13 protein-coding genes are annotated in these 12,599 nt (G+C 73.5%); 9 read left to right on the forward strand and 4 right to left on the reverse strand.

The genetic code is table 11. The annotated features are described in order from the left end of the window. Position 1 precedes the first annotated feature (1 nt). From meaB to MOV08_RS09110, 3 genes are all read left to right on the forward strand, one after another. Positions 2 to 1,081, forward strand: a complete 1,080-nt coding sequence (meaB, locus tag MOV08_RS09100; protein WP_275306965.1) for a methylmalonyl Co-A mutase-associated GTPase MeaB — start codon at positions 2 to 4, stop codon at positions 1,079 to 1,081. Between the two features lie 173 nt (positions 1,082 to 1,254). Further along, complete coding sequence (locus MOV08_RS09105) at positions 1,255 to 2,388, forward strand: DNA-binding protein (protein WP_275306966.1); 1,134 nt, start codon at positions 1,255 to 1,257, stop codon at positions 2,386 to 2,388. 77 nt (positions 2,389 to 2,465) lie between these two features. Next, positions 2,466 to 2,831: a hypothetical protein gene (locus MOV08_RS09110; RefSeq protein ID WP_039630918.1), complete on the forward strand. Its 366-nt coding sequence runs from the start codon at positions 2,466 to 2,468 to the stop codon at positions 2,829 to 2,831. Between the two features lie 207 nt (positions 2,832 to 3,038). On the opposite strand, the gene MOV08_RS09115 is transcribed toward MOV08_RS09110, so the two are convergent. Both MOV08_RS09115 and MOV08_RS09120 read right to left on the reverse strand, forming a co-directional pair. Beyond that, complete coding sequence (locus MOV08_RS09115; RefSeq protein ID WP_275306967.1) at positions 3,039 to 3,935, reverse strand: LysR family transcriptional regulator; 897 nt, start codon at positions 3,933 to 3,935, stop codon at positions 3,039 to 3,041. 36 nt (positions 3,936 to 3,971) lie between these two features. Continuing rightward, positions 3,972 to 4,499 carry an ATP-binding protein gene (locus MOV08_RS09120; protein WP_039630920.1) on the reverse strand — a complete coding sequence of 176 codons (528 nt, stop codon included), beginning with the start codon at positions 4,497 to 4,499 and terminating at the stop codon, positions 3,972 to 3,974. Positions 4,500 to 4,713: 214 nt separating this feature from the next. On the opposite strand from MOV08_RS09120, the gene MOV08_RS09125 reads away from it, so the two are divergent. Beyond that, complete coding sequence (locus MOV08_RS09125; RefSeq protein ID WP_039630922.1) at positions 4,714 to 4,956, forward strand: DUF397 domain-containing protein; 243 nt, start codon at positions 4,714 to 4,716, stop codon at positions 4,954 to 4,956. A gap of 122 nt (positions 4,957 to 5,078) precedes the next feature. After that, a complete protein-coding gene (locus MOV08_RS09130; RefSeq protein WP_275306968.1) occupies positions 5,079 to 5,987 on the forward strand; it encodes a helix-turn-helix domain-containing protein in 909 nt (302 codons plus the stop codon). 48 nt (positions 5,988 to 6,035) lie between these two features. Here the strand turns inward: MOV08_RS09130 and MOV08_RS09135 are convergent, their stop codons facing one another. Next, on the reverse strand, positions 6,036 to 6,854 hold the full coding sequence (locus MOV08_RS09135) for an SAM-dependent methyltransferase (RefSeq protein ID WP_039630927.1): 819 nt from the start codon (positions 6,852 to 6,854) through the stop codon (positions 6,036 to 6,038). A 302-nt stretch (positions 6,855 to 7,156) separates the two neighbouring features. Between MOV08_RS09135 and MOV08_RS09140 the strand changes: the two genes are divergently transcribed. After that, positions 7,157 to 7,900 carry an ATP-binding cassette domain-containing protein gene (locus tag MOV08_RS09140; protein ID WP_275306969.1) on the forward strand — a complete coding sequence of 248 codons (744 nt, stop codon included), beginning with the start codon at positions 7,157 to 7,159 and terminating at the stop codon, positions 7,898 to 7,900. 9 nt (positions 7,901 to 7,909) lie between these two features. Beyond that, positions 7,910 to 8,821: a class I SAM-dependent methyltransferase gene (locus MOV08_RS09145; protein WP_039630931.1), complete on the forward strand. Its 912-nt coding sequence runs from the start codon at positions 7,910 to 7,912 to the stop codon at positions 8,819 to 8,821. Positions 8,822 to 8,845: 24 nt separating this feature from the next. On the opposite strand, the gene MOV08_RS09150 is transcribed toward MOV08_RS09145, so the two are convergent. Further along, positions 8,846 to 9,280 carry a DUF6314 family protein gene (locus MOV08_RS09150; protein ID WP_073448509.1) on the reverse strand — a complete coding sequence of 145 codons (435 nt, stop codon included), beginning with the start codon at positions 9,278 to 9,280 and terminating at the stop codon, positions 8,846 to 8,848. Positions 9,281 to 9,494: 214 nt separating this feature from the next. Between MOV08_RS09150 and MOV08_RS09155 the strand changes: the two genes are divergently transcribed. Both MOV08_RS09155 and MOV08_RS09160 read left to right on the forward strand, forming a co-directional pair. Next, positions 9,495 to 10,964 (forward strand): aldehyde dehydrogenase family protein, encoded by a 1,470-nt coding sequence (locus MOV08_RS09155; protein ID WP_039630935.1) that lies wholly within the window; start codon positions 9,495 to 9,497, stop codon positions 10,962 to 10,964. Next, positions 10,961 to 12,541, forward strand: coding sequence for an APC family permease (locus tag MOV08_RS09160; protein ID WP_275306970.1), 1,581 nt, complete (start codon positions 10,961 to 10,963; stop codon positions 12,539 to 12,541). The genes MOV08_RS09155 and MOV08_RS09160 overlap by 4 nt, the downstream gene beginning before the upstream one ends. Positions 12,542 to 12,599: the final 58 nt, after the last annotated feature.

Below are 12,599 nucleotides of genomic sequence, written 5' to 3' on the forward strand. Positions count from 1 at the left end.
CATGCCTGCGAGGATCGATGTCGACCGGTACGCCGAGGGGGTGCGGGCCGGCTCCCGGGCCTGGATCGCCCGCGCGGTCACCCTGGTCGAGTCCACCCGCGCCGATCACCGGGCGGCGGCCCAGCAGCTGCTGGTGCGGCTGCTGCCGTACTCCGGCGCGGCCCGGCGGGTGGGCATCAGCGGCGTGCCGGGCGTCGGCAAGTCGACCTTCATCGACGCGCTCGGCTCGCTGTTGACCGGGATGGGACACCGGGTGGCGGTGCTGGCCGTCGACCCGTCCTCCAGCCGGACCGGCGGCTCCATCCTCGGCGACAAGACCCGGATGGAGCGGCTGGCGACCGACCCGGCGGCGTTCGTCCGCCCCTCCCCCACGTCCGGCACGCTGGGCGGGGTGGCGCGGGCGACCCGGGAGTCGATCGTGGTGATGGAGGCCGCGGGATACGACGTGGTGCTGGTGGAGACGGTCGGCGTCGGCCAGTCGGAGACCACCGTCGCGGGCATGGTCGACACGTTCCTGCTGCTGACGCTGGCCCGCACCGGGGACCAGCTCCAGGGCATCAAGAAGGGCGTCCTGGAGCTGGCGGACCTGGTGTCGGTCAACAAGGCGGACGGCCCGCACGAGCGGGACGCCCGCTCGGCCGCCCGTGAACTCGCCGGCGCCCTGCGGCTGTTGCAGCCCGCCGACGCGGCCTGGACCCCGCCGGTGCTCACCTGCAGCGCCCGCGAGGGCACGGGGCTCAAGACGGTGTGGGAGCGGATCGAGCAGCACCGCACCCTGCTGGAGTCCACCGGCGCGCTCGCCGAGCGGCGCCGCACCCAGCAGGTCGACTGGACGTGGTCGATGGTCCGGGACCGGCTGATCGACCGCCTCCAGGAGCATCCGGAGGTCCGTCGGCTGGGTCCGGAGGTCGAGGGGGCGGTCCGCGCGGGCGAGATCACCGCGACCCTGGCGGCGGAGCGGCTGCTGTCGGCCTTCGGCCTGGGCGACGGATCGGCCGAGGGCCTGACCGGCGGCGCGCTCGGCGGCGCGACCGGCGACGTGACGGACGGCGCGTCAGGAGAGCGCGCGAGCGCGACCTGAGCGGGTGACGGCCGGGCCGCGACGGCTGCCCGGCCGCCCCCTGCGCCCCCGGGGCCAGGGCCCCTTACGGGTTCCCCTACACCGTCGGGAGGACGTGCGAACCGGTCGCGCTCCGGGTGCGGTAGGGGAAAGTGTCTCCCCCTGTACGACGCCCGGGCACGCCCCGGCGGCGGATGATCAACTCCGGAGGCGGCCGTTGCCGGGCCGCCGTGCCCGAACTGGAGACCGCCGTGCCGAGCCCCTTCCTCCACACCACCCCCGTGGACCCCGCCACCACGGCGTCGCCGCGCCTCGCGGCCGTGCACGCCCAGTTGGCGGGCCACTTCGGCCCGGCCGGGATACCCGCGGAGTTCCGGCTGCTGTTCGGCGTGCCGGACCTGCTGTGCGCGACCTGGGTGGCGGTCCGCGAGTCGCTGCTGACCGGCAGCGCCGCCCGTACCGACAAGGAGTTGGTGGCGGCCGGCGTGGCGCGGGCCCGGCGGTGCCCGCCGGTGTTGCGCACCCATGCCCGGGCGCTGCACGCCGCCGGCCACCGCACGCTGGCCCGGACGGTCCGCGACGGCGGCGCCCCCAAGGACCCCGACCACGCCCGGCTGTTGGCCTGGGGCGCGGCCACCGGCGCGCCGGACGCCCCACCGGCCGGGCCACCCGGCCCGCCCGACCACGCCCCCGAACTCCTCGGCACCGCCCTGACCGCGCACTTCCTGACCCGGCTGGGCTCCGCGCTGCTGTCCGCGCGGGCGGACCGCGCCGCCGAGCGGTGGCCGCACCGCCTGCTGGGCGGCGGGGGCGCGGCGCGTCCGACACCAGCCCACGCGCCGCGCCCCGGGGAGAGCCTGCCGCTGCTGGCGGACCCGATCGGCCCGGAGCCGGCCTGGGCCGGCGGAGCCCCGCTGGGCGCGGGGATCGCGGCGCTCCGGTCCGCGGCGGTGGCGGACCGCGACCCGTGGCTCTCCGACGCCGTCCGGACGCGGGTGCGGACGGTCGTCGCCGCTCATGGCGGCCACCCGTCCGACACTGGCCTGACAAACCGTCAGCCTGCGGCCCGGTCCTGGCTCTACGCCGCGCTGGAAGGGTTGCGCGGCGCCGACCGCCCGGCCGTCGCGGTGGCGCTCCTGGTGGCCCTGGAACCGTCCCAACTCACCGCGGCGGACGTGGAGTTCTGGCGTCTCACGGCTCCCGACGGGGCGGCCGACGACACCGCGCTGCTGCGCCTGGCCGGGTTCGGCGCGTACACCGCCGTGGAGCGCGTCGAGCGGTCCCTCGCCGGGGCGGCGCTGGGTGCGGGTACTCACTCGCGGACCTGAGTAGTCCGACTCATGACGCCCGGGTGCCGGACCCCGAAGATGTCGGTACCACCCACCGACCGGGGCCGGGAGACAGCATGGGGGCCAACAGCTATCCGCAGGACGTCGAGCGCGGGCTCTTCGAGGGCAACCCGCTGGCGGACCTGATCGAGGGGTTCTGCCTCACCCTGGAGGCGGGCGGCGAGCTGGAGGCCGGACCGGTGGTGCACGTCCAGCTGCGGCCCGGGGTGGCGCTGTCCGCGGTAGAGGCGGACCAGCTGGCCAAGATCTGCCAGCAGGGCGTCCAGCGCCAACTGGACTGTCACGCGGGGGATTTCGCGGCCCATCCGGAGCAGGGTCCGGCCGCGAACGAACTGGCCATCGCCGTGCATCCGTACCGCAGCGGCCCGTTCGCCGACCCCGCCGCGATCCGCGACGGCTATCTGCTGCGCGGCGGGTCCTGAGCACCGGGGCCGACGCGGCCGGTCCGCCTCGGTCAGAAACGCCCTAGGGCGCTTCTGACGGATCTCCGTGGAAGAAGGAGCGGCGCCTGGTGCGTGCGATCGCAAGGCGCCGGGATGTCTTCATAGCGGAGCTATGGGGACATCCCGGCAACGCAGCGAGCGGGCGTGCCAGGCGCCGCGACGCCGCGGAGATCCGTCAGAAGCGCCCTAGTCCTCGGCGGCGCCCTTCAACGCCGTGTAGTACGCCACCGCCACGTCCCGGAAGCGGGCCGCGGCCACCGACGGATAGCCGTCCGCGCGTCGGACGAGGCTGAGCGTGCGGAAGCAGCCGGGGGCGTCGAGGCGCACCCAGGCGATCGGCTCGTGCGCGGTGGCCTCGCGGGCGAGCGCGGGGCCCAGGCCGATGCCGAGTCCGGCCTGGATCAGGAAGAGGGTGGCGGCGGGCTCCTCGCCCTCGCAGGCGATCAGCGGGCGCCGACCGGTCGGCGCGAACAGCCGGTCCAGCAGGACGCGTTGCCAGTGACCGGGCCCGGTGGTGATGAACGGTTCGCCGAACAGGTCGCCGACCGAGACCCGCTCCCGGTCGGCCAGCCGGTGCCCGGCCGGCACCACGAGCTGCACCTCCTCGCGCCGCAGCCGCACCGCCTCCAGCCCCGGCCCGTCCAGCGGCTGCGAGGCCACGCAGAAGTCCACCTCGCGGGTCCGGAGCTGATCGAGCATCATCTCGGGGGTGGACTGCAGGAGCCGCACCGCGACGCCGGGGTAGGCGGCCCGGAAGTCGCCGAGCAGGTGGGCGAGCGGCATCAGGGTCTCCGCGGCGATCGCCACGCTCTCCTGGTCGGTCCCGGCCGCGTCGTGCAACTCCCGTCGGGCATCGTCGAGTTCGTCCAGGGCCCGCTCCACCCGGACGAGGAACGCGGCCCCGTAGCGGTTGAGCCGGACGGTGCGGCCCTGCCGGTCGAAGAGCGGCACCCCCAGCTCGGCCTCCAACCGGGCGATGGTGCGGCTCACCGAGGGCTGGGCCACCCGCAGCTCCTCGGCGGCCCGGCTGATGTGTTCCCGTCGCGCGACCGCGCGGAAGTAGCGCAGCGACAGCAGATCCATCGGCTCCCGGTCCCCGGCGGTCGGTCCCGCGGCAGCTCAGCCGCGCGCCATCACCGTAGCCCACACCGTTTTGCCGGACGCGTCCGGCGGTGTCCAGCCCCAGGAGTCGCTGAGCCGGTCGACGAGGTGGAGTCCGCGCCCGCACTCGGCCAGCTCGTCCGGCGGTCGCAGCACGGGCGCCGTGGTCCCGCCGTCGGAGACCGCGCACAGCACGCCGTGCTCCTGTCGGGTCAGCGCCAGCCACGCCTGGCAGAAGCGCTCCTCCATGAGGAAGTCGAGGCCCATGCCGAGGGGATCGACGGAACCGTGCCGAAGGGCGTTGGTGACCAGCTCCGAGACGATCAGGACCGCGTTGTCGGCGAGGTGCGGGCACATCCGCCAGGCGTCGAGGGTGCTCCGGGTGAACCGTCGCGCCTCCGCCACGGTGCACTGCGCACCGCCGAGGGCACAGGCCGCGAAGCCGTCCGGGCCGGGCATCCACCACGATTCACGGCCGGTGGTGGCCGCTGGCTCCCCTCCTTCCCGGAGGCTGTCGCGCTCGGACTGTGCCGGGTGTGTGGTCATCACGATCTCCGCGGAGGGGCATACGGGTTGGGCGCGTCCGGGACGGTCTGGGCGGGGCCGCCCCAGAGGGCTAATATCCTCGTCAGCCGTCCATCGCTGCAAGTGCATCTGCAATTACATCGACACGGACGGCAACCCAGGGACAGGATCACGCCAACCGTGATCACGGTCCCGGATCGGTCCCGAGCACACCCCCACCAAGGGAGCAGCTGTGATGGAGTCGATGACCAACGGGATGCCGGCCACCGGCATCGAAGGCGCGGTGTGGCGCAAGAGCCGCCGCAGCAACCCCAACGGCAACTGCGTTGAACTGGCGCTTCTTCCGGACGGCGGAGTCGCGGTGCGCAACTCGCGACACACCGCGGGACCCGCGCTGATCTACACCCGCGCCGAGATGGCCGCCTTCGTACAGGGCGCCAAGGACGGCGAGTTCGATGATCTGTTCCCCCACGACTGAGCAGAGGACCACCCTCACGCGCCATAACTGAGGCATATGTCGGCCGGATAGTCGGCGTAGGTGTACGCCCTCAAGGGGCAATGGGACACTGGGCGTTCGCCCGACCACTCAGGGGAGTCACCATGAGCGCCGCGCAGCCGAGCAGCGACCCGTCCCTGCGCCGCTATCTGGACCATCCACGCGGCGGCCCGACCGTTCTCCGCATCGTGCTGGGCACCCAGTTGCGCCGGTTGCGGGAGGCCGCGGGCATCACCCGCGAGGCCGCCGGGGACGCCATCCGCGCCTCCCACGCCAAGATCAGCCGCCTGGAACTGGGCCGGGTGAGCTGCAAGGAACGCGATGTCGCCGACCTGTTGACGCTGTACGACGTCACCGACAGCACCGCCCGCGCCACCTTTCTCGCCCTCGCCCGCCGGACCGGCAAGCCCGGGTGGTGGCACCAGTTCAGCGATGTCCTGCCCAGCTGGTTCGAGACCCATCTCGGCCTGGAGTCGGCCGCCTCGGTCATCCGCACCTACGAAGTCCAGTTCGTACCCGGCCTGTTGCAGACCCCGGAGTACGCCCGCGCGGTGGCCCGGCTGGGCAACCCGGGATCCACTCCGGAGGAGACCGAACAGCGGGTCGACCTACGGATGGAGAGACAGCGGCTGTTGACGCTCACCGACGCGCCCCGGCTGTGGGCCATCATCGACGAGGCGTGCCTGCGCCGCCCGTTGGGCGGACCCGAGGTGATGGTCGGTCAGGTCCGGCACCTCCTGGAGATGGCGCGGCTGCCGAACATCACCCTCCAGGTCGCACCGTTCGCCCTCGGCGGCCTCGCCGCGGCGGGCGGCCCGATCACCATCCTCCGCTTCCTGGAACCCGACCTCCCCGACATCGTCTATCTGGAGCAGCTGACCAGCGCGCTGTACCTGGACAAGCGCGACGACGTCGACCACTACCTGGCCGTGATGGACCGGCTCAGCGCCCAGGCCGAGTCACCGCGGAACTCCCTCGCGATGCTGGAGCGAATGGTGGAGCGGGCGGGCTGACGGGCGGGCCGGGCCCGGATCCCGCCCCGCTCCGGCGCCGTCGCGCCGCTACGGCTTGCGCGCCACGCCCCCGTACTCGATCCACTCCTGCGTCAGCTGCCTGGGGCCGACGTCCGACGGATCCGGTCGCCAGGTCGAGACCTCCACCAGCCCCGGCTCCTGGATCTCCAACCCCGTCAGGAACGACCGCAGTTCATGCTGCTGCCGCACCCGCCCCCAGTTCCCCTGGGTACTGACCCGCATGAACTCGGTGACGAAGTCCCGCGTCGCGACGTCCTCGCTCACGAGCTGACACACCACCAGGAAGCTGCCGGGGACCAGCCGTTCGGCGGCCCGGCGGACCACGGCGGCCGGGTCGTCGGCGTCCGGGATGCAGTGCAGCACGGAGACGAACAGCGCGGCGACCGGCTCGTCGAGATCGATCAGCCGCCGCACCTCCGGGCTGCCGAAGATCCCGTCGGTGTCCCGCATGTCCGCCTGGATGACGGCGGTGTTCTCGTTCTCCTCCAGCAGCGCCCGGCCGTGCGCCAGCACGATGGGATCGTTGTCGACGTAGACCACCCGCGATCCGGGATCGACCTGCTGGGCGACCTGGTGGACGTTGTCCTGGGTCGGCAGCCCGGAGCCGTGGTCGATGAACTGCCGGACGCCCTGCTCGCGGGCCAGCCAGCGGACCGCCCGGCGCAGGAACCGCCGGTTGTTGATCGCCAGCACCTGGGTGCTCGGGACGACCTTGCTCAGCTCCTCGCACGCCTCGCGGTCCACCGCGTAGTTGTCCTTGCCACCGAGGTAGTGGTCGTACATCCGCGCGACACTCGGGATGCTCACGTCGACGGCGCTGGACAGCTGCCGGTTTTCTTGGCTCATTCCCCACTCTTCCCGTCGGATTGCGGTGCGGGTAACGGTACGACCACCAGGCGTCAGCTCCAACTGGCGGGCGGGGACGGGCAGTCGGGCGGATGCGCCGATGGGCGCGGGCCGAGCGATTCGCGCCATCCCGCCGACGGACGCGGCGGGCGCGTGGTGGTCGTACCGTTACCCGCCCCGGGGAAACGCTGCGACCGGCCGGCGTTCTCATCGGCCTCTCACGGTCCGCTCATGGCCCGGTCACACGGCGTGCCTACGGTCGAGGCCGGGGCCGCGATCCGTCGGCCGGAGGAGAGGGCACCGTGTACCACCTGACCGGCGTGACGAAGGACTACCGCCGCGGCGGTGAGCTGGTGCGGGCCCTGGACGGCGTCGCGTTCTCCGTGGCGGACGGCACCGCGCTCGCCGTCCAGGGGCCGCGCGGCGCGGGCGCCTCGACGCTGCTGCGGATCCTCGGCGGACTGGAGCGGCCGACCCGGGGCAGCGTACTGCTCGACGGTACGGATCTGGCCACCGTCACCGCCTCCCGGCTCGGCCGGATCCGCGCCGAGTCGATCGGTCTGATCGGCTCGGGCGACGGCGACGATCCCGGGCCGCTCGCGGGGCTGACCGTGCGGCAGGGCGTGGCCGCCGCGCTGGCCCCGCTGCGGCTGCGGCCGGCCGATCGCTGGGAGTTGGCCGGGGACGCGCTGGCCGAGGTCGGGCTGTCCGCCCGGGGCGACCTGCTGCCGGGGCAGCTGGACCGGTACGCGCGGCGGCGGGCGGCTCTCGCCCGGGCGCTGGTGAAGCGGCCCACCGTGCTGCTCGCGGACCGGCCGACCGCGGGCCTGCCGCCGTCCGCCCGGGCGGAGTTCACCGAGCTGCTGGTGCGGGTGTGGGGCGAGTACCGGCTCACCTGCGTCGTCGCCACGGACGACGAGGCTCTGGCGGGGCGTGCGGCCCGGCGGTTGGTGCTCGCCGGCGGCCGGGTGGTCGCCGCGGGCCGGGTGGCCGGTTCTGGTCGGAGCGGGGCGACGTCCTGGTGTCCGCGCGGGGCGGGCCGGTAGAAGAGGGGCATGACCACAGAGCAGAGCGAGTCCACGGGCCGGGCGCCGCTCGGTCCGCCCGCCGGCGACCGGTCGGAGCCGCCCGGCACCGAGGAGATGGTGCGCGCCAACGAGGCCAACTGGGACGCCCGCACCCCGGTCCATGTGGCCAGCGCGTTCTACGGGCTGGACGGGTCGCGGAGCGCCGAGGACTGGTTCGCGCCGTTCGAATGGTCCGACCTCGGCGAGCTGGCAGGGCGCGATGTGCTGCACCTGCAGTGCCATCTGGGCACCGAGACGGCCGCGTTCGCGGACCGGGGCGCACGGGCGGTGGGGCTGGACTTCTCCGCCGAGGCGGTGGCGCAGGCCCGGCGGCTGGCCGCGGAGACCGGCCGGGAGATGGAGTTCGTGCGGTCGGACGTGTACCGGGCGGTCGAGGCGCTCGGCGACCGCCGGTTCGATGTGGTCTACACCGGCAAGGGCGCGGTGTGCTACCTGCCGGACCTCGCCGCGTGGGCGGGGACGGTCGCCGCCCTGCTGCGGCCGGGCGGAACGTTCTACCTGGTGGAGTTCCACCCGCTGCTGAACGCGCTGGGCCCGACGCCGCCCACCGACCCGGACACCCCGCCGCTGCTGCTCCGCCACGACTACCTGGCCGGCCGGGGCCCGCTGCGCAGCGACACCCCCACCACGTACACCGACGGCCCGCCGCTCCAGGGCGCCACCACGAGTTACGAGTGGCGGCACGGCGTCGGGGAGGTGCTCGACGCGCTGATCGGGGCCGGGCTGACCCTGCGGGGCGTCCGGGAGAGCGAGGTGCTGCCGTGGCCGCGCTTCCCGTCGATGGTGCCGGACACCAACGGCTGGTGGCGGCTGCCCGACTCCGAGCCGATCGTTCCGCTGCTGTACGCGGTGCGGGCGGTGAAGCCGGAGCGGCCGTAGCCGGGTGCGGCGCGCGCTCTCCGCTCAGTCGGCGCGCCGGTAGACCGAGCGCAGCAGTTGGTCCTTGGCCGGGCCGGTGACCCGCCACTCCAGGTGCCAGCGGTCCTCGGCGACGGCGGTGAAGGTGCCCTCGTAGCGGTCCGCGGCACAGGGGTGGACGGCGGTCCAGCGGCCGGTCCGCAGATCCAGGTCGTGGAACGGGCGGCCGTCGGCGAAGGAGACCGCGGCGGTGCCGTCTGACCGGGGCCGCAGCCGCAGCGTGCGGGTCGCCGGGTGCACCACGCCGTCCCAGGTCAGCTCGCCCTCCTCGACGTGCCGGAGCACCCCGTCGGGGCCGTCCGGCCGGAAGTCCGCGGTGCCGCGGAAGCTGCCGTCGGTGCCGGCCCGCAGGTCGTGCACGGCGCGCTCGACGAGCCAACGGCCGGTGAGATAGGCGGCGGCGTCGGTGACCAGGTACATGCCCCCATTGTCGGGCAGCGCCGGGCGGTCACCCGATCGGCCCCACCGCGCGCCCCGCCGGCCCGGCCCGGCGCCCCGTACCGTGCGGTCCCCCGACAGCGGAATTACGCTCGGTGCGGAGATCACCACCGAAAGAGAACATCGCGGCCGGGTGCCCGTCCCGTGTGTGCCCGCCGCCGGCACCCACCCGGAGACGCGACCGAAAGGCCCACCCATGCCTGAGCTGTTCATCGGCGGTCAGTGGACCGCAGCGGCCGACGGGCAGGTGCGGGAGATCCGCTGCCCGGCGGACGGCACACTCGTCGCGACGGTCGACGAGGGCGGACCGAAGGACGTGGCGGCGGCGATCACCGCGGCGCGGCTGGCGTTCGACGACGGGTCGTGGCCGCGCACCCCGGCCGCCGAGCGCGGTCGGGTGGTGCTGCGGGTCGCCGAGCTGCTGGAGCGGGACCGGGAGGCGCTGGCCCGGGCCGAGTCGCTGGACACCGGCAAGCGGCTGGTGGAGAGCGGCTACGACATGGACGACATCGCGGGCTGCTTCCGCTACTTCGGCAATCTGGGGGCGGCCGGCGGCACCGACCGGGTGGTGGACACCGGGATCGCCGAGGCCGACAGCACGGTGCGGCACGAGCCGGTCGGGGTCTGCGCGCTGATCACGCCGTGGAACTACCCGCTGCTGCAGACCGCCTGGAAGGTCGCGCCGGCCCTGGCCACCGGGAACACCTTCGTGCTGAAGCCGAGCGAGCTGACCCCGCACACCGCGATCCACCTGATGCGGCTGCTGGCGGAGGCCGGGGTGCCGGACGGGGCGGCCAACATGGTGCTGGGCACCGGTCCCCTCGTCGGGGCGCCGCTGACCGAGGATCCGCGGGTGGACATGGTGTCGTTCACCGGCGGTCTGGTCACCGGGCGCCGCATCATGGCGGCGGCGGCGCCCACCGTGAAGAAGATCGCCCTCGAACTGGGCGGCAAGAACCCCAACATCGTCTTCGCCGACGCCGACTTCGACGCCGCCGTCGACTACGCCATGACGGCGGTCTTCCTGCACTCCGGGCAGGTCTGTTCGGCGGGCGCCCGGCTGCTGGTCCAGGAGGACCTGCACGACCGGTTCGTGGACGAACTGGTGACCCGCGCCCGGCGGATCCCGCTCGGCGGCCCGTTCGACGAGCGGGCCCGCACCGGTCCGCTGATCTCCGCGGCGCACCGGGCGAAGGTCGCGGCGTATGTGGCGGCCGGGCTGGACGAGGGCGCGGTGCTGCGCTGCGGGGGCGCGCCACCGGACGACCCGGAGCTGGCGGACGGCTTCTACTACCTGCCGACGGTGCTGGACGAGTGCACCCCGGACATGTCGGTGGTGCGCGACGAGTCGTTCGGGCCGGTGCTGACAGTGGAGCGGTTCCGCGACGAGGAGGAGGCGGTGTCGCTGGCCAACGACACGGTGTACGGGCTGGCCGGGGCGGTGTGGACGCAGGACAGCGAGCGCGCGCACCGGGTGGCGTCCCGGCTGCGGGCCGGCACCGTGTGGATCAACGACTTCCATCCGTACGTGCCGCAGGCCGAGTGGGGCGGGATGAAGCAGTCCGGGATCGGCCGGGAGCTGGGGCCGGCCGGGCTGGCGGAGTACCAGGAGGCCAAGCACATCTGGCGGAACACCGCACCGCGCCCGCAGAGGTGGTTCGAGTGACCGGTTCCGGTTCCGTTCCCCCCGGCGCCGCCGAGGGGTCCGCCGACGACGGCGGGCACGAGGACGGGGCGCTGGCCGAGCTCGGCTACAAGCCCGAACTCAAGCGCACCCTCGGCAACTTCCACACCTTCGCCGCCGGCATCAGCTACATCTCCATCCTCACCGGCACCTTCCAGCTGTTCTACTTCGGCGTGAGCCACGGCGGCCCGGCGTACTGGTGGTCCTGGCCGATGGTCTTCGTCGGCCAGCTGATGGTGGCGCTGTGCTTCTGCGAGCTGGCCTGCCGCTATCCGGTGGCCGGGTCGATCTACAACTGGGCGAAGCAGCTGGGCGGTCCGCACGCGGGGTGGCTCGGCGGCTGGATGATGCTCACCGCGTCGATGGTCTCGCTGGCGGCGGTGGCGCTGGCCTACCAGGTGACGCTGCCGCAGATCTCGTCGTGGTTCCAGTTCGTCGGCAACGGCACCGGAAAGACCGACGCGGCGGCCAACGCGGTCCTCCTGGGTACCGTCCTGATCGCCTTCACCACCCTGGTCAACGCCTTCGGAGTGAAGCTGATGGCGCGGATCAACTCGGCCGGCGTGGCCATCGAGCTGATCGCCGCGATCGTGCTGATCCTGCTGTTGGCCGCGCACGTCACCCGCGGCCCGGCGACCGCGCTCACCGACACCTTCGGCAAGGGCCACGGCGAGACCCTGGGGTACTTCGGCGCGTTCCTGACCGCCTCGCTCGCCTCCGCGTACGTCATGTACGGCTTCGACACCGCCTCCTCGCTGGGTGAGGAGTCCAAGGACCCGACCCGCAACGCCCCCCGGGCGATCCTGCGCGCGCTGATCGCCTCGTTCGTCATCGGTGGTCTGATCCTGCTGTTCGCGCTGCTGGCCGTCCCCGACCTGCACGACGAGCGGCTGTCGGTGGACGGCCTCCAGTACGTCGTGCTGGCCACCCTCGGATCGACGGTCGGGCAGATCGTCCTGTGGTGCGTGGTCGTCGCGATCACCGTCTGCGAACTGGCGGTGCACACCGCCGCCATCCGGCTGGCGTACGCGATGGCCCGGGACAACAACCTCCCGGCGTCGGCGCGGCTGGCACGGGTCAGCCCGCGGTTCCAGACGCCGGTGGTGCCGGCGGTGGTAATCGGGGTGATCGGCGTCGCGATCCTGCTGATCAACGTCAATCAGCCGCAGATCTTCTCGGTGATCACCAGCATCGCGATCATCATGATCTACCTGGCGTATCTGATGGTGACGCTGCCGATGCTGGTGCAGCGGCTGCGCGGCAGGTGGACCGCGCGCGCGGGCGCCTTCTCGCTGGGCCGGTTCGGTCTGCCGGTGAACGTCCTGGCGGTGCTCTGGGGCCTGGCGATGTCCGTCAACCTCGCCTGGCCGCGCGCCGCGGTCTACAACGCCACCGGCCCGCAGCACTGGTACCTGCGCTGGGGCGCCTTCCTGTTCATCGGCGTCGTGGCGCTCGGCGGCTTCGCCTACTACTGGTTCGTCCAACGGCACCGCACCGGCGTGCTGGCCTCGCACGCCGCCGAGGGCGCGGACTCCGGCGACACCGCACCCGCACCCTGATCCCGTCCCGTCCGCCCCGTCCGTCCTGTCCGCCCCGTCCGCCCCTCCCGACCTGGAG

The organism is Streptomyces yunnanensis, from assembly GCF_029011865.1.
Lineage (GTDB): Bacteria > Actinomycetota > Actinomycetes > Streptomycetales > Streptomycetaceae > Streptomyces > Streptomyces yunnanensis.

What these genes read in the sequence shown, in the direction of transcription:
- meaB (WP_275306965.1), top strand. Translation starts at nt 2, where the DNA reads ATGCCTGCGAGGATCGATGTCGACCGGTACGCCGAGGGGGTGCGGGCC.
- MOV08_RS09105 (WP_275306966.1), top strand. Translation starts at nt 1,255, where the DNA reads ATGATCAACTCCGGAGGCGGCCGTTGCCGGGCCGCCGTGCCCGAACTG.
- MOV08_RS09110 (WP_039630918.1), top strand. Translation starts at nt 2,466, where the DNA reads ATGGGGGCCAACAGCTATCCGCAGGACGTCGAGCGCGGGCTCTTCGAG.
- MOV08_RS09115 (WP_275306967.1), bottom strand. Translation starts at nt 3,935, where the DNA reads ATGGATCTGCTGTCGCTGCGCTACTTCCGCGCGGTCGCGCGACGGGAA.
- MOV08_RS09120 (WP_039630920.1), bottom strand. Translation starts at nt 4,499, where the DNA reads ATGACCACACACCCGGCACAGTCCGAGCGCGACAGCCTCCGGGAAGGA.
- MOV08_RS09125 (WP_039630922.1), top strand. Translation starts at nt 4,714, where the DNA reads ATGGAGTCGATGACCAACGGGATGCCGGCCACCGGCATCGAAGGCGCG.
- MOV08_RS09130 (WP_275306968.1), top strand. Translation starts at nt 5,079, where the DNA reads ATGAGCGCCGCGCAGCCGAGCAGCGACCCGTCCCTGCGCCGCTATCTG.
- MOV08_RS09135 (WP_039630927.1), bottom strand. Translation starts at nt 6,854, where the DNA reads ATGAGCCAAGAAAACCGGCAGCTGTCCAGCGCCGTCGACGTGAGCATC.
- MOV08_RS09145 (WP_039630931.1), top strand. Translation starts at nt 7,910, where the DNA reads ATGACCACAGAGCAGAGCGAGTCCACGGGCCGGGCGCCGCTCGGTCCG.
- MOV08_RS09150 (WP_073448509.1), bottom strand. Translation starts at nt 9,280, where the DNA reads ATGTACCTGGTCACCGACGCCGCCGCCTATCTCACCGGCCGTTGGCTC.
- MOV08_RS09155 (WP_039630935.1), top strand. Translation starts at nt 9,495, where the DNA reads ATGCCTGAGCTGTTCATCGGCGGTCAGTGGACCGCAGCGGCCGACGGG.